Raw genomic sequence first — 25,019 nt, forward strand, 5'->3', positions numbered from 1 at the left:
AGTTGGGCTAGCGGGCCTCAAGCCGGCTCCGCAGTTGCTGTGCGAAGTCGGGGTAGGCTGCGGCAATCTCTTCCAGATCCACTGTTTGGGGAAAGTCGATCACGGGCTGGTGCTCCGCCAGAAAGTTGGCCGTCTCTTCAGTAATGAACTGCCCATCCTGGCCGTCCAGCCCAGCCTCGGCCAGGAATTCAGGGGTGATCCGGAAGACGGATTCCCCGGCCTGTCCTTCGGATGCCCAGCGCACCAAGTATTCATCCTGATTTACGAGTTCTACATCGAATGACTTCTCCATGCCAGCAGCCTACGTGGTGTTCAGCCGCCCCCACTGTTTGTTCACTAGGATGACTGACATGGCAGCCATCGAATCCGTAATCATCGAGGTCGTTCCCACCACGCAGGTGGCGGAGGCCTTCTACACTGACGTTTTCAACATGGGCGGCAGGGTCCAGGTACGTCCATCCGAGACGCCGTCCACGGGCTTTCGCGCATTTACGATGTCGCTTGTCGTCTCCCAGCCGTCGAGTGTCAACGGCCTTATGGACAAGGCACGCGACGCCGGCGCGACGGTCATTAAGCCTGCCGCCAAATCCCTGTGGGGGTACGGCGGAGTCCTCCAGGCTCCAGACGGCACCATCTGGACAGTCGCCTCCTCGTCCAAGAAGGACAGCGGTCCGGCCAATCTGCAGATTGATGCGATGGTGCTCCAACTGGGAGTCGCGGATGTGGCCGCCAGCAAGCAGTTCTATCTCGACCGGGGCCTCACGTTGGCCAAGAGTTTCGGAAGCCGATACGTCGAGTTTGATACCGGTCCCATCAAGCTGACGCTCAACAAACGTAGCGCGCTGGCTAAGACCGCCGGCGTATCACCTGACGGCACCGGGTCGCATCATCTGCTTATCAGCGGCGACGCAGGCACCTTCACCGACCCCGACGGATTTGTCTGGGAAGCGCCGCTTTAGCAGAAACGCACGACGGCGACCTTCCGCCGTCGTGCGTTTCCGTCTGCCTTGGAAGAAGCTAAACCTCGGGACGCGGGCGTCGGTCGATGATTGTCTCGGGAGCATCGCGCCGCTCCACGATGTGATCCGTACGCCGGGTGCGGCTTGCCATGATGATGGAAACGATCAGGCCCAACACGCCTACAGCCATCAGGATGTAGCCGATCAGGACCTGGTCCACGAAGGGGATGAGTCCGGGGGCAAGGGCAAAGGCCAGAATCGCTCCAATGGCGATGAGTGCTATGGAAGAACCTATTCTCATGTCGTGCTCCTCTCACGTCCGACCGGCCCGCGATCGGGTGATCACGGAACTGCGTCGATATCGTAAGCATACTTCTCAATTTGGGGAGCGCGAAAGATTGTGCCCGTCATTGTTCGCCTACCAGGCGCGCCGGAACGGTCGTCGGTCAGTGCCCGAAAGCCGCCGCAAACCGGGCGATGGCGTCCTCGGGAGCGGGCGGCGGGCCGAAAACTTCGGCTTGCCGGCTCGTGTTGGCTACGTATCGGCCCGTCTCGAACCAAGCCGACATGCTGGCCATATCGCTTACCAGCGGGGCAAAGCGCGAGGTGACTTTCCCTAGGCCCTTGAGCACTGGCGTTGGAACGGCCATGATCTTGATGTCCTTGGCGTCCGCCTCGCCATGTTTGGACAGGAGGCCCGCCGCTTCTGTCATGCTGACGGGGCGGGTCCAGCCGATGTCGATGCGTTCGCCATCAGCCACGTCCGCCTCCACAGCATCCGCAAGATAACCCGCGAGGTCGCTGGTGAGGACGAAAGTCAGAGGGGTGTCCTTGGAACCGATCCACATGACGCGCCCCTTCGCCAAAGGATCGCCACCCATCCCAGCGGTCTGGTCAAAGAACGCACCCGGACGGAGCGCAACGAAAGGGACGCCCAGTTGCTCGAAGGCATCCTCGGCCTGCTTCTTGTGCCAAAAGTGCGGAACTTGGGGTGTCAGATCGCAGGTGAGGATGCTGATGAGAACAAACCTGGGAACGCCTGTTTGTTTGGCGGCGACGGCTAGGTTGCTGTTGCCGAACGTGTCTATGGCGTTGGCGTTCTTATCGTTCCGCGTGTACCCGGCGGCAGTCGAAATAGCCCCGGCTACACCAGTCATTGCGTGAATTAACGAGGCCACGTCAAGCATGTCGCCCCGGACTATCTCGACACCTTTGGCTTCAAGCTTGCCCGCGTTGGATTTTGCCCGGACAAGCGCCCGGACGCTCTTGCCACGCTGGAGAAGTGCATCAACCACCTGACTGCCAAGGTAGCCGGTGGCACCGACCACGAGGACAGGCTTTTCTTCAGCCATGATTTGCTCCTTGGACTCGCCGGGTTCGCTCCCAAGAACAGTCGTAGCATGCCTCGCTGCGTTGATTCCAGAGTTCACGCAAACGCACGACGGCGATCTGCCGGCGTCGTGCGTTGACCCCTCATGGGCGATGCCGGCGCGGTAGCCGAATACCGCCGCATCCGTTGAGGTGCGTGAGGCAAAAGTGTACGGTCAGGGCATACTCGACGCCGTCCGATTATGAGGATCTGATGCCATGGCCAGAATTGAGGACTATGCGATCATCGGCGACTTGAATACGGCCGCCCTGGTGGCACGCGACGGGTCCATCGATTGGATGTGCCTGCCCCGCTTCGACTCCCCCGCCTGCTTCGCAGCCCTGCTGCATACCCCGGAAGCTGGCCGATGGCTCCTCGCGCCCACAGATGCTGGGGCGCGCAACGGCGGGAACTGCACACGGCGCCGCTACCGTCCGGACACCCTGATCCTGGAAACGGAATGGGAAGTGGACGGCGGCGCGGTCCGGGTCACCGATTTCATGCCTGTCCGCGATGACGCTGTAGACCTCGTGCGGATCGTGGAAGGCCTGTCCGGCGAGGTGACCATGCGTGGGGAGCTGATTCTCCGCTTCGATTACGGTCGCGTGGTGCCCTGGGTGCGCCGCAACAAGCACGGAATCAGCGCCGTCGCGGGGCCCGATTCGGCCTATCTCACGACGCCTGCTCCGCTCAAGGGCGTGGACAGGCGCACGATCAGTGAGTTCACCGTCCGCGCCGGGGAACGCATCCCCTTCGTGCTTCGCTGGGCACCAAGCCATGAGCCGGAGCCCCGGCGAATCGATGCAACCAAAGCGTTTCACGCCACGGAATCCTTCTGGCGGGAATGGATTGACCAATGCGAGATGGAGGGCCAGTACAAGGACCCAGTGGAGCGATCCCTCATCACCCTCAAGGCACTCACCTATGCCCCGACGGGAGGCATCGTGGCCGCCGCTACAACGTCCCTTCCCGAGCAACTGGGCGGTTCCCGCAATTGGGACTACCGCTATTGCTGGCTGCGCGATGCAACACTGACCCTGCAGTCGTTGCTTGCCGCCGGATACACGGATGAAGCAGCAGCCTGGCGGGAATGGCTGCTCCGCGCCGTTGCGGGCGATCCTTCCGAGCTGCAGATCGTTTACGGCCTGGACGGCGCCCGGAGACTACCGGAGGCAGAGATCCCATGGCTTTCGGGCTACGAAAATTCCCTGCCAGTCCGCACCGGAAACGCCGCAGCCCCACAGTTGCAATTGGACGTTTGGGGCGAGGTGTTGGACGGGCTCGCGCTGACCAGGGCAGCTTCCCCGCCGGGCACCGTGGATACGTCCTGGGACATTCAAGTAGCGTTGATGGAGTTCCTGGAAGGGGCTTGGGACCAACCGGATAACGGGTTGTGGGAGATGCGCGGCCCCCGCCGGCACTTCACGCATTCCAAAGTCATGGCATGGGTAGCTGCAGATCGCATGGTCAAGGCCGTAAGAACTTCGGGATTGCCCGGCCCCGGAGACCGCTGGGCCTCCCTGCGCAGGCAGATCCACGCAGAGGTGATGACACGCGGTTTCGATGAAGAGCTCAACAGCTTTGTCCAGTCCTACGGCAGTAAGGAACTGGACGCCAGCCTGCTCCTCATCCCCCGCGTTGGCTTTTTGGGGCACCGCCATCCACGGGTTGCGGGCACCGTGAAAGCCATCCAGGAAGGGCTGACCGATGATGGCCTGGTGCTGCGCTACCGAACCGAGTCCGGCCATGACGGCCTTCCCGGCGATGAAGGAGTCTTCCTTGCGTGCTCGTTCTGGTTGGTGGATGCGCTGCTGGGCATTGGCCATGCCGGCCAGGCAACGGCGTTGTTCGAGCGGCTTTTGACGCTCCGAAACGATGTGGGGCTACTAAGCGAGGAATGGGATCCCAGAACCCAGCGGCAACTCGGGAACACGCCGCAAGCGTTCAGCCACTTTCCTCTGATCCACTGCGCCCTGCAGCTCCATCACGGCGAAGCCCATGGCAGTGACACGCCACTGCGTAGCCCGAAACACCCGGAGAAAGGTACCGACCAGCTCCCACAGCAGGCCATTTCCGAAAGCGGCCCGGGCACAGATCATCCGGCGCCAAGAAAGCGCCCCGAAACCAGCCGCTGAAAAGGGCCGCAGTCAAGATTCCGTTTTTTGGTCGTCCGGATCGGCGGCTTCAGCCTTGTGCTTGGCTTCCTCCAGATGTTGATCGAGCTTGCGCTCGGCCTCCCGCCGACGCTGGCCGATAGTCCTCATCTGCTGTGTGGTCGGAGATCCAGCGTCGGTATCCTGCCACAGATCGCGTTCCTCTGGCCCTGCGCCCGAGGGCGCGCCAGGGCCCTTCTTCTCTTCTTCGCCCATAAGGAAATCGTCCCATTGCCGGGGCTTCTGCGGTAGGACCCGCTGCCTGGAGAAGGGACGGCTGGCTGGATAAAGGCCCGACGGCGGCCTCCCGCCGTCGGGCGTTTTCACCCCTCAGTAGTGCGGCAGCTGCGGCACGCTTCAGCGGCGGGTATCGCGCGTGCCTTCAGTTTCAATATTCTCCTTGCGGACTTCCTCATTGACGGGGACATCATCGGTGACGGTGTCCTTTTCCAAGCGCACGCGCTCTACTGGGACGGTTTCCTTATCCACTACCGGCCGCTCTTCGTGAAGTGTGACCTCATGCTCGCTTTCTGTGAGGTCAGGACCGGACATGGCGTCTCCCTTATTGGCGTCCGTGATGGGCTCACGCTCAAGCCGGACTTCCTCACGCTGGACCGGCACGGTGGTAGTCACGTTTTCGGTGGTGATGTACTTGCGAAGACGCGCCCGTCCGGCCGCTGTCCTTTCCGTCCCGACGTTGAGCCGCTCTTCAGAACGGGTCATGGCGTCATCGCCTGCGCGTGCAGTTCCGGTCGTGTCAACGTCCATGCCGCCGACGGCGTCTACCCCGGCTCTTGTGCCCATTCCAGCACTTGTCTCCGTTCCAGCGCTCCGGTTCACGTAGTCACGCTGGCCCTCGAAACCACCCCGGTCCTGGATGCTGTAGTGGTTGTAAAGCCGCTCTTCTTCACCCGGGTCGAGGTGGCCATCTTCAGCCACGCGGGGCGCGTCCTTGATGTGGTCCTTGCTGTAGGGAACAACGACGTCGTCGCCCTCCACGTTGGCTCCCTCCAAGGGAATGAACGACTCAGAAGTACCGAAAAGACCGGTTTTAACTGTTACCCATGTTGGCTCCCCTGTGTCGTCATCGGTGTAGAACGTGCCGATTGACCCAACCTTGTCACCCTCCGTGGTCCGAACGTTTCCGTTGAGGCCCATCAGACGGTCAATGTTCTCCCTGGCGAGCATGATGTCTCCTTGGAATGTGATTCTGTTGCATTTGGAGCCCGGCGGCCTGCATCACCGGGCATAGATTCCGGAATCAGGACGGGGAATGGATTCAACCCGCTGACTTCGCGGAACAGCAATACATAAGCATGCTTACTATTTCTTGGCAAGACCCAACGGAAGATTCGAAGCCCTTGTCATCCAGAGCCGGCGGCGTCTAGGCTCAAGCCTGAGAAATCGTACTTGTGCCCAAGGTATCCACTCTCCACTTGTCACAGGATGATCATGCCTGCGCAGTCAGCCCACCCTCCTTTTCCTCGTTCCCCCTTGCCGGCCGAGCCCTTCTGCGATCATTGCGGGACGGATGAGCACCTCCTCATCGAAACCATCGAAACCATCAGGCAAGCCCCCGGATCTGCCGCAGGATTGATCCATGTGGAGTACCGTTGCCAAGCTTGCGGATTCTCGCGGTCCCACGCCGCGGAAGTGGCCGACGTCGCCGATGTCCTGACCCGCTCCGATGATCCGAACGGCGTCCTGCAGTTCGGACGCCATCATCTGCATTGCGGGGTTCCCATGCACACGGGGCCCGGGAAACTCCACCTGATTTCCTCCGGAGCCACAGGCCGGGCCGATCCCGAGCTTGAGACCTACTTGAACACCCGGGTGCTGCACTGCGATGAGTGTGGGTTCCAGATGGAGATACCGGACTAACGCACATTCAGTGCCGCCGAAAAGAGTCCCTCGGAGAACCCCCATCAACCGGGACTCCCTCAGGCTGAATGCCCGTGATGGTCTGGGACTATGACCACTGATACTTGGCGGGCACCAACAAACCGTCGTCTGCCGCTTGTCACCTACGTGCTCGCCGCGGGCGTGTTCCTCATGGGCACCACAGAATTCGTGGTGGCCGGGATCCTTCCAGAGATCGCCCGGGACCTGGGTATCACTGTAGGAAATGCCGGATTGATGATTACCGTCTTCGCTGTTGGCATGATCGTTGGAACGCCCACCATGTCCATCCTCACCCTCAAGATGCAGCGACGCGTCACGCTCAGCCTCGCATTGGTGGTTTTCGCTGTTGGACACGTCATCGTTGCCCTTACCACCGACTTCGCAGTGATTCTTGGTGCCCGGTTCCTTACGGCTCTGGCCACCGGAGCCTTCTGGGCCGTCGCCGCCGTCGTGGGGGCGAAGGCGGCTGGTGCCGCTTCCGCCTCACGAGCGTTGGGGGTGGTCCTGGGCGGCGGCATGCTCGCCAACGTGATCGGTGTCCCGCTGGGAGCGTTTGCCGGCCAGTCGATCGGCTGGAGGGGTCCTTTCTGGATCCTCAGTGTCCTGGCGATCGGGGCGGCGTTGGCTGTTTACCGTTTGGTCGGCGTCGAACCTTCCTCTGGCATCATCCCCTCAGTTCGGGCCGAGATCGCGAGCATGCGTGACGCCAGGGTTTGGCTTGTGCTTGCAGGCTGCGCAGTCGTGTGTGGATCATCCCTTGCGGCCTACAGCTTCGTCTCTCCGCTCCTGACACAGAACACGGGCATAGGGGCAGCAGCAGTTCCGCTGGTTCTCGTGGGCTACGGCGTCGGAGCGTTCATCGGTTCCAACCTCGGCGGCCATTTTGGCGCGCACCGCCCCTTCACGGCGCTGTTCGTCTCGGCGGCAATGACGTTTCTTGTGCTCGGGGCTCTCTGCCTGCTCTCACGCAACGCCGCGCTGACGGTGATCCTCATCTTCTTGCTGGGCCTGTTCGGCATGGCAACCAACCCCATCCTCATAGGCAAGGCAGTCGGTTATGCCCACCATGCACCCACGCTTGCCTCGGCCCTCAGCACGTCCTCGTTCAACCTCGGCACAGCAGTAGGCTCGTGGATCGCAGGTTTCGCAATCGAGTCCGCGCTCGGTGCCACCGGCCCCGTGCTGGTGGGTACCTGCATAGCGGCACTGTATTTTCTCCCGCTCACCGTCCTGTTGCGGAAAGAACGGTCACCTCAGCCGTCCGAAGCAGCCCTCTCAGGCTCGGCCTGAGCTGCAGTGCCATACTCGCTGGCAGCCCACGATGCCAGGAGCTGCAGGCGCTCCGCCGACGGCGACCCGGGCTCCGCACTGTAGATCGTGAGGGTCAGGCCGGGCTCAGCGGCCATTTCCAGCCCCTCATAAGCGAGGGTCAACTCACCCACAACGGGATGATTGAACGTCTTGAAACCCGTCCCGTGGTGGCGCACGTTGTGCGCACCCCAGCGTTTCCGGAATTCATCGCTGCGGGTACCCAGCTCACCGATGAGGTCGTGCAGTTCCTTGTTGTGCGGGTCGCGACCGGCTTCAGTCCGCAGGATGGATACAGTCACCTCTGCGAAGGCATCCCAGTCCGGATAGAAATCGTGGGCACGTTCATCCAAGAACGTGAAGCGTGCGATGTTCGGCGGCTGGCCTGGCATGTCATAGCAATCTTTGTAGAACGCCCGGGCCAGGGGATTAACCGCCAGCAGATCCATCCTGCCGTTGCGAACGAACGCCGGACCAGCGGTGACAGCATCCAGCGCCCATTGCAGGCTCTGATGCGGAACGTAGGACTTGGAGTTGCGCCGCCGGGGCGGCCGGGCCACCGGACTGGCCGCGTGGGCGAGGTCGAATAAGTGGGCCCGCTCGGCGTCGTCCAAGCACAACGCCCGGGCGAGGCTCTCGAGAACCTGCGGCGACGCTCCACTGATCGCGCCACGCTCAAGGCGCGTGTAATACTCCACGCTCAACCCGGCAAGAGTGGCCACTTCACTACGCCGCAACCCCTTAACCCGCCGATTGGTCCCAGTGGGAAGTCCCACCCGCTCCGGGGCAACGTGGGCACGCCGTGAAATCAGGAATTCGCGGACCTCCGCTCGATTATCCATAGCTTCCACGCTAGGCCAAGCGTGTATCAGGAGGGAGTCCCTCCCGATACCTGCTTCGCCTTAACGCACGACGCTTCGGTTAACGCACGACGGCGACCTCCCGCCGTCGCGCGTTTTCCTCACCCAACAGCACGTCCAAGAATGGCCGTGTCAGTGTGGAGCGTTATCGTTGGTCCCAAGACATCTGACGAGGAGAGCAATTGCCGTACATCGTTGACTTCAAGAACGTTTCTACCGAGGGCCTGGAGTCTTCTCCGGTGGCCGAGACACTCGCAGGACTGCGGGCCAACGAGGCCCGTTATTACAAGAACAAATACGACCATACCTTCACCGTGCATCCTGCAAGCGAGGTCCCTGAAGTAGTGGATCGGGTGAGCCGAATCCTGAAGGAAGAGCGCGACATCGTCATCGATTCCCGCCCCCTTGAGGCGACGGCCTTCGAAGTGGACGGTCTGCGGATGGACTACGTGTTCTACGAGTCGGGGCTTTCCATCAACGTCATGTACAGCATCGAGGACGGCGGGAAGCGGGCGGTCGGGTTCAAGCTCGCTGAGGGCATGGACGTTCCGGAAGAACTGGAATCGCGCTTCAAGTTCGCCCGTCAGAAGTCCAAGCTGGCAGGGGTAATCCGGGGGTCGTACTTCGTGATCAAGGGTCAGTACTGAGCGCGTCGGATCACCAGGAGCCCTATCCCAACGGGCGGGGACCCTCTATTCTCTTGCCATGGGCGTTTGGGGAGCGTTGTGCCGCACCAAGCCTGGTTGCAACAGCATCGGGCGCAGGTGACGCATGGATCCCCACAACAAGGTTCCTTCACCTGACAATTACGCCGCATTCCTCGCAAGGCTGGACGCGGCAACCGCAAGCCTGAGCACCCGGGCGAGGGCCCTTGACAAGGCGCTGCCGGCGATCTCGCTGCTCTTGGGACGGTATCAACGGGCCCTTCGGGGCTGGGAACGGCGACTGGTCCGCATCAATGAGGAGCTAGCCCGGCACTCGGGCGAGCCGCAGACGTTGGCGGCCCTCGGTGAGCTCCAACGAACTGCCGTTCAGATGGGGTCAATGCACAGTGCACAGGTCCTGCGGCTCACGGAGAAACTGTCACTCATGCAAGGACGACGCGACGCCATCAGCCGTTCGCTCCTGGAGCTTGAGGCCAGCAGAGCCAAGCTGGATGCGTCCCGGAGGTTGTCAAAGGATCGCGAAAACCTCAGCAGGGCCCTCTACGAACTTGCCGGTACCGGCGGTGGCGTCGCGAAGATCCCCGATCTGGGATTGCGGAACGATCTTAAGGAAGCACGCGAGGCAGTAATTCTGGCCGAAGCACTCCTCGAAGTGAAGGGATCCTGACCATGGAGAACGCGTCGGACGCTGTTGAAATCGTGCGCTGGCTCAGGAAACCCGGCGACAAACCCATCATCAAATTCGTCACTTTCGGCATCCTTGCTGTGGTCCTGTGGCTGATCCTGATGATCTTCATGCCTGCCCTGAGAAGCGTGGGCCCAGCAGCGATATTCACCGCCGGGTTCGCAGCGATCCTTACCATTCCAACGGTCGCCGCCCAGAGGAACCTGCTGCGCGGCTTGGCAAAACGGATCAACGACACCCTCACGGAGCTAACGGGCAGCTCCGACGACAAAATCACCACAAAGCAGCTGCGGAAATTGATCAAGAGCGGTGAGCAGCTTCCACTGCTCATCAACGGGATTCCCGGCTTGCGGCTGCACGTGAAAAGGGTCGCAAGTGCCAAGGAAGACGGCTCCGAGAAACTCCTCGCTGTTATCACCGTTGCTCCGGTCAGCAGTGGAACTGCCAGCTTTGACCGCCTGCTTGAGGCGGCGTTGTACGGAGGTCGGTAGGGCGGGCCGTGCAGTCCTTCGCTCTCTCGGCCCGAGGACCGGACCAATCCACGGGCCATAAATCTCTGATTCTGAACACATGGTTAATCTCTGGAAACGCTTGGGAAGCCTGTGGCACCTAGGGCCGCGGCACGGGCTTCCTAATAATGTCAGACCCTGGTGAGAGGGTTTATTCATGGGAAGCATTGGGGAGATTCTGGCGCGGCGGGCAGCAGTGACTGGCGCCTCGCTGCGCCCCCGACGCGTTTCCCTCGGAAGCCACTCCGGTGCTGCCAGCGGGCAGGACGGCTGTGAAAGCCCGACGGCGGCAGTCACCGATTCGGAGAGCCTAAGGGCCATGGCGCTGCTTCGCGGCGTCAAACCACTGCCCGTTCCTGAGCCCGGCGAAGCGGACCGTGACGCTTTCCCCGGGCACGGCGTTTCCCACGGGCTTGAGGACGCGCGGGGACTTGATGGTTCTCTGGGACTTGAGGATGCGCGGGGAATTGAGGGTGCGCTGGCTGACAGCGTTGAGGCGTTGGAGAGCCTGCGTTCCTGCACCGTTGCTGGTGCCCTGTCGTTCGGGTTTGCGGAAGCCGCGGGGTTCGCCGGGCGGGTGGAGGAGATCTCCCGCACCGTGGAATACCTGCAGGTCATCGCGGCGCACGCCGTGGAACGGACCCGTACCCAAGCCCAGCAGGCACGGCCCTCCACGGCGGGCACGGGATGGCAGACCGGCTGGACCGACCCCGCAACCACAGACCCCGCAACCACAGACCCCGGAACCACAGACTCCGGAACTACAGACCCCGCCGTCCCGTCACCAGCACCAAACCCCGCCACCCCCACCGCCACGGCTGCAGGGTCTGCTGCTGCCGGTGGATCCGCTGCTGCTGCTGGATCCGCTACTGCTGCAGGTTTCGCCACCGCCACGGGTTTCGATGCTGTCGCTGGATCCGCTACTGCTGCTGCCGGGTCTGCTAGTGCTGGGTTCGGTGGTGTTGCTGCGGCGGACGCTGCCGCGGTGGCCGATGACGGGTACCGGGACGCCGCGCAATTCCTGCGCGCCCGCCTGCGGATCGGCATCAGCGAAGCCCGGCGCCGGCTCGCCCTGGCCTCCGAGGTCCTCCCCCGGACCGGAATCGCCGGCCAACACATCCCGGCCCGCCGCGAAATCCTGGCCCAAGCCCTCGAATCCACACAAATACCCACCCGGTCCGCGAGCATCATCAGCGCCGCCCTGGACAAAGCCCGGCTCCTCACCGACGAAGAAACCCTCACCCAGATGGAACACGCCCTCACCCGCACCGCCGCCGGCTCCGACCCCGACTTCGTCCTGAAAATGACCAAACGCTGGAACGACCTCATCGACCAAGACGGCCCGGAACCCAGCGAAGAAATCCTCCGCCAACTCCAAGGCACCTTCATCCGCAAACCCCGCCACGGACTGCACCACCTGGAAATCTTCGCCACCACCGAACAATACGAAACACTCACCACCGCCATGAACACCGCCACCAACCCCCGACTCACCCCCGCACACGCTAATGAGCCCGGAACCAGCAACACCACCGACGAAAACAACGCCACCGGCGAAAGCAACGACAGCGTTAACGGGAACGGAGACGGCGGGAATGAACCAGCGGGTCCGGAGCTGGATCGGCGTTCCCGGGCCCAGAAACTCCTCGACGGCCTCGTCGGAGCCTGCGCCGTCGCGATGACCACCGGGAAACTGCCCTCCAACGGCGGACTCCGACCCCAACTCGCCGTCACCATCAACGAACGCGACCTCTTCGAACGACTCACACGCACGGCCCCCACCCGGACCACAGGCACAGGGACCGAACCTGGCCCGCGCCACTCCCGGCTCAGCTCCGGCGCCGCCACCTTTACCGGCCCGATGCACCCCAACACCATCCGCAAAATCGCCTGCGACGCCGACATCCTCCCCGTCCTGCTCGGAACCGACTCCCGCATCCTGGACATCGGCCGCACCACCCGGATCTTCCCACCCCACATCCGCAAAGCCATCACCGCCCGCGACCAAGGCTGCGCCTTCCCCGACTGCACCATGCCCGCACCCTGGTGCGAAGCCCACCACATCACCTACTGGTCACACGGCGGCACCACCTCCACCGACAACGGCACCCTGCTCTGCAGCCACCACCACCACCTCATCCACAAAGAAAACTGGACCATCACCACCACCACCGGCGTGCCCTGGTTCACCCCACCCCCACACATCGACCCCAAACAAACACCACGACGCAACCACCACCACACACCCCTCAGAACACAAAAGAGCCCTCCGACCGTAAGAGTGCCCAGCGCATAAGAGTGCCCTGCGGATAACGAGGGCCCAGCGCATATCGAGGTCCAACGTGCGCCCGCTTGAGGGCTTACTGGCGTTGCTCTGGCTGCCTCGCCACAAGGCGACATCCCGCCGTCGAGCGCCCGTAACTCAAGCGCTCGTAAACCACGCCCCGCCCGGTGAGCTGAGCCGCGCCCCGAACTCAGCCGCCACTCGAGACGCAGCCGCGGCGAAGCCTTACCGCGACGTCGGCCAGCCCGTGTACGACTCAGCCAGGTACGCCTTGGCGTGCTCGGACGAGACCACGGAGTGCAACTCGCCCAGCTGACGTGCGCGGTCAAAGTCGTCCGCGCCAGGAACCGTATGCAGCATCGAGGTCATCCAGTATGAGAAATGCTGGGCCTTCCAAACACGGTCCAGGGCGCGGTCGCTGTAGGAATCCAGCAGCGTGGTGGAACCGTTGGAGTAGAAGGAGTCGAAGCCTTCGAACAACACCTTCACGTCGTGTATCGCGAGGTTGAGGCCCTTGGCGCCGGTGGGCGGGACTGTGTGTGCGGCATCGCCGGCAAGGAAGAGATTGCCGTGGCGCATAGGAGTGTGGACGAAGCTTCGGAATGGTAGAACCATCTTTTCCAGGACAGGGCCTTCGTTGATCTCAAATCCGTTGCCGTTCACGCGCTTGCGGAACTCGGACCAGATGCGTTCGTCGTCCCAGTCGGCCACGTTTTCCTTGGGGTCGCACTGGAAGTACATGCGCTGCACTGTCTCGGTCCTCTGGCTGATCAAGGCGAAACCGTGCTCGGAGTTGGCATAGATCAGTTCGTCGGAGCTGCGTGGAGCCTGGGCCAGGATGCCGAACCAGGCGAAAGGGTATTCGTGGAAGAACCACTTTCGGTTGGCTTCGGGGATCTGGAAGCGGCAATGGCTGCGTGACCCGTCAGCGCCAACGAGGAAGTCGGCCTGGATCTCGAACTCCTGACCGTCAGAATCGGTGAACCAGACTTTCGGTTTGCCCTCGAGGTCGTGAACTGTGGTGTCCGTGACGCTGTAGCGAACGTCGCCGCCGTCGGCCTCGCGTCGCGCAGCGAGGTCGGCGAAAACGTCTGTTTGTGGGTACAGCCACACGGATTCACCCACCAGCTCCTTGAACTTGATGCGGTGGCTTTCGCCATTGAACCGCAACTCGATGCCATCGTGCCGGTCGCCTTCGCGCAGCACCCGGTCTGAGACGCCGGAGTCGACAAGCAGGTTGACAGTGCCGTGCTCCAGGATGCCTGCGCGAACAGTTTGCTGGATTTGTTCCCGGCTGCGGACCTCCACCACCACGGATTCGATGCCTTGCCTTGCCAGCAAGTGGGAGAGCATGAGCCCTGCGGGACCTGCACCCATAATGGCGACTTGAGTGGTGACGGTAGTACGTGCCATGGTGTTCCTCGCTTCGTTGCGGTCCCGATGGGACGGGATGAGCTTGGAATCAGTGTGGCGGGCGATGCGTGACCGGTGTTACATGAATTCCGTTGAACGGAACCAGGACTTCAATCCCTAAGTTGCCGGCCTATCCCCCGCGCCGCGGTCTGTAACGCCGGAACCAGGGCCTGGAGTCGCATCTCAGCCAAGGGGACCACCACGCCAAGGGCGGCGACCGCGCGCCGCTTGCCGTTCATCACGGGCACGGCGATGCCCCAGGTGTCCGGATCAACGACTCCCGCCAGCTGCGCATAGCCCAGCTGCGCGGCCTCAGCCAGCAGGTGGCGTACGACGTCGGAAGTCACCTTTCCTTCCGGGTCTTGGAACTGTTCGAGGTACTCCGCCTGCAATTCACGGGACTGGTGTGCCATCAGCGCCAGACCGGCGGAGGAAATGTGGACGGGCATACGACCGGCGATGCGTGCTCGGTTGGCAACCGAGCCTCGGCGCGAAAGCCGCTCCACGAACAGCGCCTCCCAGCCCTCAAGGACCGCCAGGTTCACGTTCTGGTTCAAGACTTGCTGGATATCCTCCATGAAGGGCAAGGCCGCTTGACGGAGTGCGAGCGTGGGCGAATTTCTGTTGACGAGTTCCCACAATCGGAGCCCCAGCCGAACGTTCCCACCGGCACCAAGTTCCAGCAAACCGTGCCCGGAGAGTTGCCGGACCAGCCGGTGGGCGGACGACAATGGGAGGCCGGACCTATCGGCGAGTTCGGTCAGTTGCAGCGAGGTGGCGCCTTCAGGAAAGGCCTCAATAAGCCGAACTACACGGTCCACTACGGAGTCACCGGACGCTGAGTTGGCCACGATGCGCTCCTTTGCTGCCGTTCCTCTGCCTGACGCCGCAATGGCTTCTTCCATTCAATGGTAGAACGTGCCGCAGGTTACTCCCGCCGGTGATACAACTCTCATAACCGACCGGCCGTTCTGCTGGCCACATCCACTCTCAAAGAGAACTCCCGAGGACACTATGCCAACGATGCCATCTGCCCGCCGCTCACAATGGCCAGTCTGGCTGTGTTGGTTAGCCATGGTCTTGGACGGCTTCGACCTGGTGGTCCTGGGGACGGTGATCCCAACGCTCATCAGGACCGGTGACATCGGCTTTAACGCCGTTGGAGCTACCTTCGCTGCAACTATTTCCTTGGTAGGCGTGGGACTCGGCGCACTCTTTATCGCCCCGCTGTCCGATAAGTTCGGCCGGCGGAAGCTCTTGATCGCCTGTGTGGCGGGCTTCTCACTCTTCACGATTGGAGTCGCCTTCGCCCCCAACGTGGCGGTCTTCTCCGTACTGCGCCTTCTGGCAGGCCTCGGGCTGGGCGCTTGCCTCCCCGCTGCCCTCGCGTACATGAACGATTACGCACCCGCAGGCTCGGCCGGAAAGTCGACCACGCGGACAATGACCGGCTACCACGTAGGCGCTGTGGCCACCGCGTTCCTGGCTATCCTTGTTGTCCCTGACTGGCGCCTCATGTTTATCATCGGCGGCCTGGCCGGGCTGGCCCTCCTGCCATTCCTGTGGGCGAAATTGCCGGAGTCACTTCCTGAAGCAGTACCCGTGAAGGCGAACGAAACAACAAAGGCGACTCCCGGCGTCGTGCATTACACGGACGGCAAGCAAAAGACCGGGTTCCGCGACCTGCTGCAGAAGCCCTATCCGCTGGTGGCCCTGGGCATTGGCATCGCGTCGTTCATGGGTTTGTTGCTGGTTTATGGCTTGAACACGTGGTTGCCGCAGTTGATGGCAGCTGCGGGCTACACCGTGAGCACGGGCCTGACGCTGCTGCTGGTCCTCAACCTCGGCGCCGTGGCCGGGCTGGTTTTGGCCGGAATTCTTGCTGACCGGCACGGAACCAAGAAGATAGTGCTGCTGTGGTTCGGGCTTTCAGCAGTGTTCCTGGCCCTCCTCAGCGTGAAGATCCAGAGCGAGTTCCTGCTCAACGTCGCGGTGTTCGTCACCGGTGTCTTCGTGTTCAGCTCGCAGGTCCTGGTTTACGCATGGGTCAGTCAGTTATTTCCGGCGCGTCTCCGGGGAACGGCACTCGGTTTCGCTGCCGGCGTCGGACGCCTTGGCGCGATCGTTGGTCCTGCCGTGACTGGAACCCTGGTGGCCGCAAACATTGCCTATCCGGCCGGCTTCTACGTGTTCGCCGCAGCGGGACTTTTGGCTGTCGCAGCGCTGTTCCTGGTGCCCCATCAGGTCAAAAGTCCTGAGCCCGTGCCGGCGGGAGAACGGTAACCGCCGGCACGACGCTAAATGCTTCTCTGGCCGTCCAACTTTCCGGGCTGTGGGTGAAGCGACTCGCGGGCCTTGCCCAACAGCTGCGGTCCGGCCGCATAGCAGCGATCGGTGTGTTGCCGGAGAGCCGGAAGTGCCTGCACAGCGTAGTCGAAGTGTTCCTCGCGGATCATCGACTCGATAGCCTTGCACTGGTCCTCTGTCTCAAGCGCGCCCACCATCGCCGAGGAGATCTTGAGGCTCAGCACAGCATCCATGCTGGCATCGGCGTCGTGTTGGCAGAGGCCGTTGGAGATCCTCAGTAGCCTGCCCGGCAACATCGAAAGGTAAGTGGAGAGAAAACGCAAGGCCGGTGTGGGGTCTCCCATCTCATCGGCCAAGGCCTGCAACCTGCACGGTTCCAGAGCCGGAACCTGACCGTCTGCCTCGTCAGTCATGGCTGGCTGCTTGTGGTTGCGCGGCATCTTCCGGCGTCGATTTGCTGGGGTCCCGGCGCCAGATGGAGGCGAGCATCCCGATGACCAGGATCCCGGGTGCACCGTACATCAGGATGTTCAGGACGAGTGGTTCGCGGAGGGCGCGGATCGCATTCCCGACGTAAGGGATGGTCGCGATCTGCTTATCCACCGTTTTGCCCTGCAGGGTGGCGAGCCACGGATCGATGCCATTATTCGCGTCGCCCTTGGTCTGGACCGCCACGCCGCCATCGGCTGTTGTGGTGATCTCAGTGATGCGATGCGTCTCTACCCGCTGGTCTTCCACGGGAATGTGGTAGGTGATGATGTCGCCTACCTTGATGTCCGTAAGCGGTGTCGGAACGGTGACAACGACGTCGCCCGGGTTGATCAACGGCGCCATCGATCCAGTCAGCATCGTGGAGGTTTGGTAGCCCAGGATGCGCGGCCCGATCGCCAGGAAGAGGAACACCAAGGCCGCCAAGGCCAGCATGCTGAAACCGAGGAATTTGATCGTCTTAGCAGCGATACGACGGAACGCGCCTGGGGCCGCGACGGCTTTCGCTGGGCTCCCGGCGGCTGTTGCAGGGGCGGCTTTAGCGGGGGTCTCGACGGCGGTCGCCATCGGTGCCGCTACGGGCTGGTTCGCCTCGTCGATCTCTAAAGTCGTTGACGTCTTCGTAGGCTTTGCGGCTGAACGCCGGCCCTTGAGGGCGGATCCACTGATGCTGCTCAGTGCGCTCATAGTCCTGGCGTTCCTTCCGTTGTTGGTTATCTTCTGATTGAAAGTCTGGGATATCTGGCTCAGGCTTCCTGCGGGAAAGCCTCAAGTCTGGCTCAGGAAATACCGGCGGACCTGATCGGGCAGGGGGGCGCCCGACCAGGCCCGGCGGGGCTCTGTTTGTTGATTCTTAGACTGGTGTTACTTGGTGGTTTCGGTGCGTTGGGTGCCGGTGAAGGCGAAGCCGATGGTGCTGGTGGCGCCTTGGAAGGTGTCGTTCGCGGTGGTGGGGAACGCGGTGGTGACCTTGAGGTAGTCGGTTTTGGCCGGGGCCAGGGCGGTGAGGTTGTTCAGGACCTTGTTCGCGGTGATGACCGGGGCGGCAGCCATGACCGTGGTCTTCGTTCCAGAGCAGGTGTAGGGGGCTGCGGCGCCGGTCCAGGCGACCGAACAGTTCTCGATCGTCAACTGCAGGCCGTTGCTTACGTCGGTGGTGAGCAGTGAGGCGGTGGCCCCGGCGGAGGTGGTGAGGGTGACGTTGTTCAAATCCGAGTTGCCGGTGTTGGCCAAGGTGACGAGCTTTTCGACCTTGTCTCCGGGCAGCAGCCCGGCGATGGGGACGTTGAGGGTGTTGTTCGCTCCGGTGCCCAGGGCGATGGTGACGGTGCCGGCGGTGACTTGCTGGCTGGCCGAGGTGGAGGACGTGAACGCGCCGTAGGTTCCCATGCCGGCCACGGCGGCTGCGGTGCCGAGCAGTGCGACGGAAGCGAGGACCTTGCCGGAGGTGGTCTTGAGGCTGATGGCCATGGGAATCAGTGTCCTTTGGGGAGGCCACCGCAACCGGGTCGGCCGTTTGGTTTGCCGGCCCTGAGTGGCTGACAAGAAACACTGTGCCGGGCCCGGATCAAGAACCACTCCTGCAATCCATCAACACTCGCTCAGGAAAAGATCAAGAATTCTTGGTTCACTCCGAACCGCACGAAGCCGTGCTCTGGACTGATAATAAGCAAGCTGATAATCCTGTAGCGAAAGGCCAACGCTAAACACAGAGGTGGGATCATGGTGGATCGCATTACCGATATATGGGGCGCGAGGACGCCGTTCGAGCGTGAAGCTGAATGGCCCTCCCGCGTGGACTACGCCCTCCAGGAAGGCCTAACGGAGCGCGACGTCGACCACTGGGTCCAGTCCGCCTGCGTGCTGTGCAGCAATGGCTGCGGCTGCGATATTGCCGTTAAAGACGGGGTTATGGTGGGCATTCGCGGCCGGGCGGAAGACCGCATCAACAAGGGACGCCTTGGGCCGAAGGGACTTTTCGCAAGCTGGCAAGGCGTCTCGAACAAGGACCGCATCACCCAGCCATTGATCCGCGAAGGTGGCCGCTTGGTTGCCACTGATTGGGACACGGCCATGAAGCGGATCGTGGAACGCAGCAAGCAACTGTTGAAGGAGAAGGGTCCCCTCAGCCATGGCTTCTACACCAGCGGGCAACTGTTCCTTGAGGAGTACTACGCCCTGGGCGTGATTGGGAAAGCCGGTATCGGGACACCCCATATGGACGGAAATACGCGCCTGTGCACTGCGACCGCGGCATCCGCGCTCAAGGAAACCTTTGGGGCAGACGGCCAGCCCGGCGCGTATGAGGACATCGACAACTGCGATGCCATCTTCCTTTACGGTCACAACATGCCAGAAACCCAGACCGTTCTCTGGGCCCGCATCCTGGATCGACTTTCAGGACCCACCCCGCCAAAACTCGTGTGCGTCGACCCGAGAAATACCGAGGCCGCGCGTTTTGCCGACGTGCATCTGGCGGTCCGGCCAGGAACCAATCTCGCGCTCGTGCACGCACTGATCCGGGAGGTCCTGCAGAACGGCTGGGAGGACCCTGCCTACATTCAAGACCACACGCTCGGTTACGACGAGCTGAAATCCACTGTGGAGGAATGGACGCCCGAGGCTGCTGCCGAGGTATGCGGCGTCAGCGCCCACGACATCAGGACGGCCGCCCGCATCTTCGGCACGTCGGATCGGGTACTTTCCACCGTTTTGCAGGGGTTCTACCAATCGTCACAGGCCACAGCGTCCTCCTGCCAGGTCAATAATCTCCACCTGCTGCGCGGCATGCTCGGCAGGCCTGGAGCCGGCCTACTACAGATGAACGGGCAGCCGACGGCACAAAACAACCGCGAATGCGGGGCCGACGGCGACCTCCCGGGCTTCCGTAATTGGCACAACCCGAGACACGTTGAAGAACTGGCCTCCCTGTGGAACGTGGATCCTGCGATCATCCCCCACTGGGCACCGCCGACCCATGCCATGCAAATCTTCCGCTACGCCGAGCAAGGATCCATCAACTTCCTCTGGGTCTCGGCTACGAACCCTGCGGTCTCCCTGCCCGAGCTGCCCCGGATACGGGAGATTCTGGCCAAGCCTGAACTGTTCCTGGTGGTGCAGGATCTGTATCTCACCGAGACCGCGAGCATGGCCGACGTCGTCCTCCCCGCCGCCGCGTGGGGCGAAAAGACAGGAACATTCACCAACGCTTCCCGCGTCGTCCATATCTCCGACAAAGCCGTAGACCCACCTGGTGATGCCCGCAGCGACCTGGATATTTTCCTGGACTACTCCAACCGAATGGGCTTCACCACCCTGGACGGCACGCCCTTGTTGACGTGGGAGGGCCCGGAAGATGCCTTCGAAGCTTGGAAAGATTGCTCGCGCGGACGCCCTTGCGACTACACCGGACTGAGTTACTCGAGACTCCGTGGTGGCAGCGGGATCCCGTGGCCCTGCAATGAGGAAAACCCGGATGGCACCACGCGTCTCTATACGGACGGGGTATTTCCCAGCGATCCTGACTATTGCGAAAACTATGGTCACGACCTCCTGACAGGGGCCGAAGTGGAGCCTGAGTCCTACAGGGCCAAGATGCCCAAGGGCCGCGCCTGGCTCAAAACAACCAAGTACCATCCACCGCACGAAGAACCGGACGACGACTACCCGCTCCGGTACACAACGGGTCGGACGGCGTATCACTTCCACACACGGACCAAGACGGGACGTTCCCGGACACTGAACGCCGCGGCCCCACGGATGTGGGTGGAGCTCTCCGTCGAAGACGCCTCAGCGCTGGGGATCACCGAAGGCGACATCGTCCGCGTGTCATCCCGGCGCGGCCTCATTGAGGCCCCGGCTCGAGTCAGCGGCGTCCGGCCCGGCACAGTTTTCGCGCCTTTCCACTACGGATACTGGGACTCGACCATGGCATCCGGCCTGTCTGATTCTCCCAAGGATTCGCAGAAGACCGCAGCAAACGAACTCACCATCACCGAGTGGGACCCGGTGTCAAAGCAACCGCTTTTCAAGAATGCCGCGGTGAAAGTGGAGAAAATCCGCGACGGCGACGGACCGGCTCCGGCGCCCAACACCACCGCTTCACGGCAGGCAGGAGCTTCACGGCAGGCAGGACAACAACAATGAACCTCAACATCTATCTGGGTTTGCTGCATCAGGGTGAAGCCACCTTGGCTGAGTCGTTCCGACAGGTTTCAGAGGGGCACGGCTCCGAACCCGACATACATTTCCTCTGCCAGACATTGGCCAAGCAGTGCGATAAGCACGGGGAAGTCCTCCTGCCAATAGTGGAGCGGTATGGCAAGGACGCATCCGAGCACGAACCCGAGCGGCTCCACGCCCAGGGCTTGTCAGAAACCCGGAGCGGTCCTGTCGGCCTCCTTCGCGACCTGCAGGACCTGTACCTGCTGGCGAGCTTGGTGGATGTCACGTGGACTGTGGTGAATCAAGCTGGATCCGCACTTCGCGACGCAGAGCTGCTCGCCGTCGTCGAGCAGTGCCACAAAGAGACGGAGGTCCAGCTCAGCTGGCTGCAAACCCGAATGAAGCAGGCGGCACCGCAGGCGCTTCTGGTGGCCGACTAAGTCACCGGCAGACAAAGTCAGTGCGGCAGAAGCCCCAGGATCGGGAGGGTTACCGCCGTCGAAATGGCCATGGACGCGGTGTTGCCGATGACCGGATGGAAGCCATCCGGTAGCCGGGCCGATATGGCCCTGGCGATGGGAGGGGCCAGCACCGCTCCAAGCAATGCGCCGCCGATGATGCTCCAACACGAGCCGTCGTAGGCGAGCACGGCGGCCGGCGCGACTGAGACGAGTGACGCGTAGGTGGCCGCCCACCCTCCATTGCTGAACTGGCCGTTTCTGAACCAACTCCGCCAAAGAACCACACCGATGGCCGACGTGAGTGCCTGCGCGAAGAGGATGTGCGGAACGAGATTGGAACCGTACGCGGGCAGCGCAGGATTCAGCACGAAAGCCACTGCGACGCCAAGGATCATGCCCGCACTGGCGAGTTCGTTGGCGAAAAATTGGGTCTCAGTGAAATCCGAGAGAACCCGGCGGGACGCCCACACTGCGTCCTTAAGAACACGGTTAAGGCCCGACGGCGGCTGGACGGGTTGCGGTTGCGGGTTCAGAGCCGGCTGCGGAGCCGGCTTACGCAGGACAAGCCAAGGCAATTTCCGGGCAATGAGGAAAGCCACTACTGATCCCAAGGACATCGCAAGGACGTTCGCCGCCACGGGCGGTAGTCCCAGCGGCGCGGTGACCGTTGGAATGAGCACCAGCGCACAGGGCGTGATGGTGAATGCGCCGAGGACAGCTCCGGTCAGGCAGGTCGGCCAACCGGGTCCATACATCAGGACCATTGCCGGGGCCACGCAAACGAAAGGCACGAACGTGGGCTGCCATCCGGCGTCGAGCATCCGGCCGAAAACTACGTTGGACAACAGCAGGCTAAGCGACGCCGAGGCCAGCACCCACGGCCACAGCCCGGTGCCATACGTCAGCTGGCCAGCCCAGTTCTTGCCCCGCCGGCCAGCCCACCACGCCAACAGAGCGCCGGCAAGCAACCCGCCTGCTGCCAGCTCTGATTTATAGAACAGGGGCTCCGTCATATCGCCAAGGAACCATCGGACCGCTGCGAAAGGGGAGTTGGTGACCGAAGCAGCCCAGCCTTCAAACGCAGGGCCGAGCCGCGGCGATTGCTGCCCGAGCGTGTGGAGGACAAGTGCGAGCGCTCCCGCGAGGATGACTGAAGCCAACGCGCCCAACGCTGTCCCGAGCGCGCCGAGCTCAGTTGCCGTCTTCTTTGGGGCAGGATCCGGCCGACGGCGGGGAGCGCCGTCGACAGCTGAGGTGAGCATCGTTGATAACCCTTAGCGTGCGATGTGGTGTAACTCGAAAGCAGCGTATCCGAGCTTTCCAAGGCGGCCCCACTCGTGTTGCTGCGGAGGATTTGTGACCGGCGACGACCAGATCCTGGGAGGCACGTAGCACCAACGAAAGAGGCCCCAACGCTTTCGCGTCAGGGCCTCCCGGAGCTCGTTGAATCAAGCCTTCCTGCGTGTGACCAATCCCCAGATGACCAGTACGATCAGCGCACCTCCAATTGCGAGCAACCAAGTGGAGATCGACCAGAATTCGTTGATGCCAACCTTGAAGATGGCGCTACCGATCCAGCCACCCAGCACGGCGCCCACAATTCCCAGCAGGAGTGTCGCGATCCAGCCGCCTCCCTGCCTGCCCGGCATGATGGCCTTGGCGATGGCTCCTGCAATCAAACCCAAAATGATCCAACCAATGATTCCCATTTGTTTCCCTTTTCTCGTACGTAGGCCTCGGTCCAGCACCAATACTTGGTGCCGCCGTCGGCCTGATTGCTAGCTGCCCGCTTGCGCGGCGAACTATCCCGACAACTGGGCGGGCAGACGGTTTGGGGCTTCCCTGTTACTGAAGGAGGGCTTCGATCTCTCCAGCCGGCAGTCCGGCTACTTCCGCAAGAGCCCGGGGATCGACACCGGCGTCGACGGCCTTCTTGAAGGCCAGGGCCAGTGTGTTCTGGGAGATGGCCAGCTCATGCTGAAGGCTTTGGCGGCGAAGCGCAGCGACCCAGACGCCGCTGACTGGATCCAAGGCGTCGATGTCCATCCTGAAACCGCAGCTGCAAGCCCACTCCGGCCAGATTGGCTCCACGGTGATCCACTGCATGGAGTCGTAGCCGGGTCCTGCGGAGATAGCCATGTGTGAACCGCAGTGGACCGGGCCGCTTGGAAGTACCCGTTCCGCAGTAACGGTATTCCCAGCCCTTGGTGTGGAGCTTGGTTCACGCAATGCGACTGTCATCGTCTTCTCCCACACATTCCCTAGTAACTATCTTGGCTATCTAGTTATATGTGTACTTACGATTTAAGTCCAGCCAGCCGGGATAGTCGCACGCACCCGCCGCCAGAGAGCGGGTGTCACCACCACCGCAACGCCGACGGCGGCACCGATCACCGTTTCGATGATGCGGTCCCGCAACAGGAGGCCTGGATCAACCGGGGCTGCCAGCAATGTAGCTATCAGGGCAAGTGGAGTCACGAAGATCTGAGCCACAAGGTACTGCCGGGCGATGAACATCTCAGCACCGAACTGGCAAGCTGCGATCACCAGGACCATGGCCCAGGGCGCAGGATTGAGCCAGAGGATGCCCGCAAGCAGCACCAATCCGATCACCGTTCCGGCGATTCTTTGGATGCCACGGCTCACCCGGTGGCGGGTCGAATGCCCCACCAATGGAACCACTGCCGCAACCATGGCCCAGTAAGTGTGACCGAAGCCGAGCCGCTCCCCCACCAAAGTCGCGATGGTCCCCGCAAGGCCGGCAGCAATCAGGTATCCACCGCCCTCCAACCAGATCGCCCGACGTTCCAGGGTGGTGTGGCGGATGCGGGGCAGCCGTTTCCATGGGGTCCTGTGAGTCTTGAGCACCCGTGACGACATACCGATCAGGAGACAGAAGATCGTAGTCCCTGCCGCAACGAGCATTGCCTCCCCGAGCGGCGGCTGCGCCTGGATGGATGCGATCGCAGCGAAGGCGAAGATGTGAAAAAGGGAGCCGCCAGGCCTCAGCCTCCACGCCGCGACCACCACCGAGCACCCGCCGGCCACGAGAGTGGTAGCAGCCGTCAAGAGCCAGGAATACGCGGCACCTTCGATTCCAATAGCTTGCGCTACACGAGCCATGAGCGTGGCCAGCAAAATGATCAGCAGCATGAAACCGCCAGCACGCAACTGGCTTCGGAAGCGGACGCTGTGCGGTTCGTTGCGGCCATAGATGCCCGTAAACGCACCGAACGAGGCAAATACGGCCAGGTCCAGCCGCCCCAAAAGCGTTAGTGTAATCAACGGAACAAAGACACCTACAGCGCAACGGAGAGCCGGGTGATGGTCCTTGTTTCCAGGACCCATCGTGAACATTTCCGCTACAGAATTCAAGGGACGGTTCGCCTTTCGTCGCAGGATCAAAACGTACGACGGCGGCGTTGGCGTCCGCTTCAAGGCTACGCTGCGGGCTCTGTACTACTCGGGGTTTGTGCAGAGATAGTGCCCCT

Annotated in this window: 27 protein-coding genes; 12 read left to right on the forward strand and 15 right to left on the reverse strand. The window is 62.2% G+C overall.

Going from position 1 to position 25,019, the window contains the following annotated elements:
• Nucleotides 1-7: 7 nt before the first annotated feature.
• On the reverse strand, nucleotides 8-292 hold the full coding sequence (locus tag LDN90_RS23035) for a hypothetical protein (RefSeq protein WP_223947272.1): 285 nt from the start codon (nucleotides 290-292) through the stop codon (nucleotides 8-10).
• 58 nt (nucleotides 293-350) lie between these two features.
• Here LDN90_RS23035 and LDN90_RS23040 point away from each other — a divergent pair, with 58 nt between their 5' ends.
• On the forward strand, nucleotides 351-959 hold the full coding sequence (locus tag LDN90_RS23040; protein WP_223947273.1) for a glyoxalase: 609 nt from the start codon (nucleotides 351-353) through the stop codon (nucleotides 957-959).
• Between the two features lie 58 nt (nucleotides 960-1,017).
• Here LDN90_RS23040 and LDN90_RS23045 read toward each other — a convergent pair whose 3' ends face one another.
• Both LDN90_RS23045 and LDN90_RS23050 read right to left on the reverse strand, forming a co-directional pair.
• On the reverse strand, nucleotides 1,018-1,260 hold the full coding sequence (locus tag LDN90_RS23045; RefSeq protein WP_223947274.1) for a DUF6458 family protein: 243 nt from the start codon (nucleotides 1,258-1,260) through the stop codon (nucleotides 1,018-1,020).
• Nucleotides 1,261-1,405: 145 nt separating this feature from the next.
• Nucleotides 1,406-2,311, reverse strand: coding sequence for an SDR family oxidoreductase (locus tag LDN90_RS23050; RefSeq protein WP_223947275.1), 906 nt, complete (start codon nucleotides 2,309-2,311; stop codon nucleotides 1,406-1,408).
• A gap of 235 nt (nucleotides 2,312-2,546) precedes the next feature.
• On the opposite strand from LDN90_RS23050, the gene LDN90_RS23055 reads away from it, so the two are divergent.
• Entirely contained in the window at nucleotides 2,547-4,463 is a 1,917-nt protein-coding gene (locus tag LDN90_RS23055; protein WP_223947276.1) for a glycoside hydrolase family 15 protein, read from the forward strand.
• 12 nt (nucleotides 4,464-4,475) lie between these two features.
• Here the strand turns inward: LDN90_RS23055 and LDN90_RS23060 are convergent, their stop codons facing one another.
• Together LDN90_RS23060 and LDN90_RS23065 are read right to left on the reverse strand one after the other, a co-directional pair.
• The gene (locus tag LDN90_RS23060) at nucleotides 4,476-4,808 is read right to left on the reverse strand and encodes a hypothetical protein (protein WP_223947277.1); all 333 of its coding nucleotides are present in this window, start codon (nucleotides 4,806-4,808) and stop codon (nucleotides 4,476-4,478) included.
• Nucleotides 4,809-4,838: 30 nt separating this feature from the next.
• Nucleotides 4,839-5,669, reverse strand: a complete 831-nt coding sequence (locus tag LDN90_RS23065) for a PRC and DUF2382 domain-containing protein (protein WP_223947278.1) — start codon at nucleotides 5,667-5,669, stop codon at nucleotides 4,839-4,841.
• A gap of 264 nt (nucleotides 5,670-5,933) precedes the next feature.
• On the opposite strand from LDN90_RS23065, the gene LDN90_RS23070 reads away from it, so the two are divergent.
• On the forward strand, nucleotides 5,934-6,362 hold the full coding sequence (locus tag LDN90_RS23070) for a hypothetical protein (protein ID WP_223947279.1): 429 nt from the start codon (nucleotides 5,934-5,936) through the stop codon (nucleotides 6,360-6,362).
• A gap of 90 nt (nucleotides 6,363-6,452) precedes the next feature.
• Nucleotides 6,453-7,673: an MFS transporter gene (locus tag LDN90_RS23075; protein ID WP_223947280.1), complete on the forward strand. Its 1,221-nt coding sequence runs from the start codon at nucleotides 6,453-6,455 to the stop codon at nucleotides 7,671-7,673.
• Here LDN90_RS23075 and LDN90_RS23080 read toward each other — a convergent pair.
• Nucleotides 7,637-8,533, reverse strand: a complete 897-nt coding sequence (locus LDN90_RS23080) for a helix-turn-helix transcriptional regulator (RefSeq protein WP_216926190.1) — start codon at nucleotides 8,531-8,533, stop codon at nucleotides 7,637-7,639. The two genes, LDN90_RS23075 and LDN90_RS23080, sit on opposite strands and share 37 nt — an antisense overlap.
• A 200-nt stretch (nucleotides 8,534-8,733) precedes the next feature.
• On the opposite strand from LDN90_RS23080, the gene LDN90_RS23085 reads away from it, so the two are divergent.
• From LDN90_RS23085 to LDN90_RS23100, 4 genes are all read left to right on the forward strand, one after another.
• Complete coding sequence (locus LDN90_RS23085) at nucleotides 8,734-9,198, forward strand: phage tail protein (protein WP_223947281.1); 465 nt, start codon at nucleotides 8,734-8,736, stop codon at nucleotides 9,196-9,198.
• Between the two features lie 124 nt (nucleotides 9,199-9,322).
• A complete protein-coding gene (locus LDN90_RS23090) occupies nucleotides 9,323-9,883 on the forward strand; it encodes a hypothetical protein (protein WP_223947282.1) in 561 nt (186 codons plus the stop codon).
• Between the two features lie 2 nt (nucleotides 9,884-9,885).
• The gene (locus LDN90_RS23095) at nucleotides 9,886-10,392 is read left to right on the forward strand and encodes a hypothetical protein (RefSeq protein ID WP_216926187.1); all 507 of its coding nucleotides are present in this window, start codon (nucleotides 9,886-9,888) and stop codon (nucleotides 10,390-10,392) included.
• Nucleotides 10,393-10,567: 175 nt separating this feature from the next.
• Nucleotides 10,568-12,706, forward strand: a complete 2,139-nt coding sequence (locus tag LDN90_RS23100; RefSeq protein ID WP_223947283.1) for an HNH endonuclease signature motif containing protein — start codon at nucleotides 10,568-10,570, stop codon at nucleotides 12,704-12,706.
• A gap of 213 nt (nucleotides 12,707-12,919) precedes the next feature.
• Here LDN90_RS23100 and LDN90_RS23105 read toward each other — a convergent pair whose 3' ends face one another.
• Nucleotides 12,920-14,107 carry a 4-hydroxybenzoate 3-monooxygenase gene (locus tag LDN90_RS23105; protein ID WP_223947284.1) on the reverse strand — a complete coding sequence of 396 codons (1,188 nt, stop codon included), beginning with the start codon at nucleotides 14,105-14,107 and terminating at the stop codon, nucleotides 12,920-12,922.
• Nucleotides 14,108-14,217: 110 nt separating this feature from the next.
• Nucleotides 14,218-14,958 (reverse strand): IclR family transcriptional regulator, encoded by a 741-nt coding sequence (locus LDN90_RS23110; RefSeq protein WP_223947285.1) that lies wholly within the window; start codon nucleotides 14,956-14,958, stop codon nucleotides 14,218-14,220.
• 163 nt (nucleotides 14,959-15,121) lie between these two features.
• On the opposite strand from LDN90_RS23110, the gene LDN90_RS23115 reads away from it, so the two are divergent.
• Complete coding sequence (locus LDN90_RS23115) at nucleotides 15,122-16,390, forward strand: aromatic acid/H+ symport family MFS transporter (protein ID WP_216927627.1); 1,269 nt, start codon at nucleotides 15,122-15,124, stop codon at nucleotides 16,388-16,390.
• Between the two features lie 14 nt (nucleotides 16,391-16,404).
• On the opposite strand, the gene LDN90_RS23120 is transcribed toward LDN90_RS23115, so the two are convergent.
• From LDN90_RS23120 to LDN90_RS23130, 3 genes are all read right to left on the reverse strand, one after another.
• On the reverse strand, nucleotides 16,405-16,827 hold the full coding sequence (locus tag LDN90_RS23120) for an Hpt domain-containing protein (RefSeq protein WP_223947286.1): 423 nt from the start codon (nucleotides 16,825-16,827) through the stop codon (nucleotides 16,405-16,407).
• Nucleotides 16,820-17,590, reverse strand: coding sequence for a signal peptidase I (locus LDN90_RS23125; RefSeq protein ID WP_223947287.1), 771 nt, complete (start codon nucleotides 17,588-17,590; stop codon nucleotides 16,820-16,822). Before LDN90_RS23125 ends, LDN90_RS23120 begins: the two co-directional genes overlap by 8 nt.
• A gap of 177 nt (nucleotides 17,591-17,767) precedes the next feature.
• Entirely contained in the window at nucleotides 17,768-18,373 is a 606-nt protein-coding gene (locus LDN90_RS23130; RefSeq protein WP_216922037.1) for a TasA family protein, read from the reverse strand.
• Nucleotides 18,374-18,625: 252 nt separating this feature from the next.
• Here LDN90_RS23130 and LDN90_RS23135 point away from each other — a divergent pair, with 252 nt between their 5' ends.
• Nucleotides 18,626-21,049, forward strand: coding sequence for a nitrate reductase (locus LDN90_RS23135; RefSeq protein ID WP_223947288.1), 2,424 nt, complete (start codon nucleotides 18,626-18,628; stop codon nucleotides 21,047-21,049).
• Nucleotides 21,046-21,507 carry a hypothetical protein gene (locus tag LDN90_RS23140; RefSeq protein ID WP_223947289.1) on the forward strand — a complete coding sequence of 154 codons (462 nt, stop codon included), beginning with the start codon at nucleotides 21,046-21,048 and terminating at the stop codon, nucleotides 21,505-21,507. Before LDN90_RS23135 ends, LDN90_RS23140 begins: the two co-directional genes overlap by 4 nt.
• A 17-nt stretch (nucleotides 21,508-21,524) precedes the next feature.
• On the opposite strand, the gene LDN90_RS23145 is transcribed toward LDN90_RS23140, so the two are convergent.
• The 4 genes from LDN90_RS23145 to LDN90_RS23160 all read right to left on the reverse strand — a co-directional run bounded on the left by LDN90_RS23145 (nucleotide 21,525) and on the right by LDN90_RS23160 (nucleotide 24,903).
• Complete coding sequence (locus LDN90_RS23145) at nucleotides 21,525-22,790, reverse strand: hypothetical protein (RefSeq protein ID WP_223947290.1); 1,266 nt, start codon at nucleotides 22,788-22,790, stop codon at nucleotides 21,525-21,527.
• 186 nt (nucleotides 22,791-22,976) lie between these two features.
• Complete coding sequence (locus LDN90_RS23150; protein ID WP_216927603.1) at nucleotides 22,977-23,237, reverse strand: GlsB/YeaQ/YmgE family stress response membrane protein; 261 nt, start codon at nucleotides 23,235-23,237, stop codon at nucleotides 22,977-22,979.
• A gap of 136 nt (nucleotides 23,238-23,373) precedes the next feature.
• On the reverse strand, nucleotides 23,374-23,667 hold the full coding sequence (locus LDN90_RS23155; protein WP_223947291.1) for a hypothetical protein: 294 nt from the start codon (nucleotides 23,665-23,667) through the stop codon (nucleotides 23,374-23,376).
• Nucleotides 23,668-23,832: 165 nt separating this feature from the next.
• A complete protein-coding gene (locus tag LDN90_RS23160) occupies nucleotides 23,833-24,903 on the reverse strand; it encodes an FUSC family protein (protein WP_223947292.1) in 1,071 nt (356 codons plus the stop codon).
• Between LDN90_RS23160 and LDN90_RS24250 the strand changes: the two genes are divergently transcribed.
• Complete coding sequence (locus LDN90_RS24250; protein ID WP_263426307.1) at nucleotides 24,878-25,012, forward strand: hypothetical protein; 135 nt, start codon at nucleotides 24,878-24,880, stop codon at nucleotides 25,010-25,012. The two genes, LDN90_RS23160 and LDN90_RS24250, sit on opposite strands and share 26 nt — an antisense overlap.
• Nucleotides 25,013-25,019: the final 7 nt, after the last annotated feature.

Source organism: Arthrobacter sp. NtRootA1, assembly GCF_019976975.1.
Lineage (GTDB): Bacteria > Actinomycetota > Actinomycetes > Actinomycetales > Micrococcaceae > Arthrobacter > Arthrobacter aromaticivorans.

Bases quoted from the DNA above. Each gene is read 5' to 3' on its own strand.
- LDN90_RS23050 (WP_223947275.1), bottom strand. From the start codon at position 2,311: ATGGCTGAAGAAAAGCCTGTCCTCGTGGTCGGTGCCACCGGCTACCTT.
- LDN90_RS23040 (WP_223947273.1), top strand. From the start codon at position 351: ATGGCAGCCATCGAATCCGTAATCATCGAGGTCGTTCCCACCACGCAG.
- LDN90_RS23135 (WP_223947288.1), top strand. From the start codon at position 18,626: ATGGTGGATCGCATTACCGATATATGGGGCGCGAGGACGCCGTTCGAG.
- LDN90_RS23115 (WP_216927627.1), top strand. From the start codon at position 15,122: ATGCCAACGATGCCATCTGCCCGCCGCTCACAATGGCCAGTCTGGCTG.
- LDN90_RS23125 (WP_223947287.1), bottom strand. From the start codon at position 17,590: ATGAGCGCACTGAGCAGCATCAGTGGATCCGCCCTCAAGGGCCGGCGT.
- LDN90_RS23070 (WP_223947279.1), top strand. From the start codon at position 5,934: ATGCCTGCGCAGTCAGCCCACCCTCCTTTTCCTCGTTCCCCCTTGCCG.
- LDN90_RS23035 (WP_223947272.1), bottom strand. From the start codon at position 292: ATGGAGAAGTCATTCGATGTAGAACTCGTAAATCAGGATGAATACTTG.
- LDN90_RS23055 (WP_223947276.1), top strand. From the start codon at position 2,547: ATGGCCAGAATTGAGGACTATGCGATCATCGGCGACTTGAATACGGCC.
- LDN90_RS23150 (WP_216927603.1), bottom strand. From the start codon at position 23,237: ATGGGAATCATTGGTTGGATCATTTTGGGTTTGATTGCAGGAGCCATC.
- LDN90_RS23155 (WP_223947291.1), bottom strand. From the start codon at position 23,667: ATGGCTATCTCCGCAGGACCCGGCTACGACTCCATGCAGTGGATCACC.
- LDN90_RS23095 (WP_216926187.1), top strand. From the start codon at position 9,886: ATGGAGAACGCGTCGGACGCTGTTGAAATCGTGCGCTGGCTCAGGAAA.
- LDN90_RS23120 (WP_223947286.1), bottom strand. From the start codon at position 16,827: ATGACTGACGAGGCAGACGGTCAGGTTCCGGCTCTGGAACCGTGCAGG.
- LDN90_RS23075 (WP_223947280.1), top strand. From the start codon at position 6,453: ATGACCACTGATACTTGGCGGGCACCAACAAACCGTCGTCTGCCGCTT.
- LDN90_RS23140 (WP_223947289.1), top strand. From the start codon at position 21,046: ATGAACCTCAACATCTATCTGGGTTTGCTGCATCAGGGTGAAGCCACC.
- LDN90_RS23100 (WP_223947283.1), top strand. From the start codon at position 10,568: ATGGGAAGCATTGGGGAGATTCTGGCGCGGCGGGCAGCAGTGACTGGC.
- LDN90_RS23090 (WP_223947282.1), top strand. From the start codon at position 9,323: ATGGATCCCCACAACAAGGTTCCTTCACCTGACAATTACGCCGCATTC.
- LDN90_RS23145 (WP_223947290.1), bottom strand. From the start codon at position 22,790: ATGCTCACCTCAGCTGTCGACGGCGCTCCCCGCCGTCGGCCGGATCCT.
- LDN90_RS23065 (WP_223947278.1), bottom strand. From the start codon at position 5,669: ATGCTCGCCAGGGAGAACATTGACCGTCTGATGGGCCTCAACGGAAAC.
- LDN90_RS23045 (WP_223947274.1), bottom strand. From the start codon at position 1,260: ATGAGAATAGGTTCTTCCATAGCACTCATCGCCATTGGAGCGATTCTG.
- LDN90_RS23105 (WP_223947284.1), bottom strand. From the start codon at position 14,107: ATGGCACGTACTACCGTCACCACTCAAGTCGCCATTATGGGTGCAGGT.
- LDN90_RS23130 (WP_216922037.1), bottom strand. From the start codon at position 18,373: ATGGCCATCAGCCTCAAGACCACCTCCGGCAAGGTCCTCGCTTCCGTC.
- LDN90_RS23080 (WP_216926190.1), bottom strand. From the start codon at position 8,533: ATGGATAATCGAGCGGAGGTCCGCGAATTCCTGATTTCACGGCGTGCC.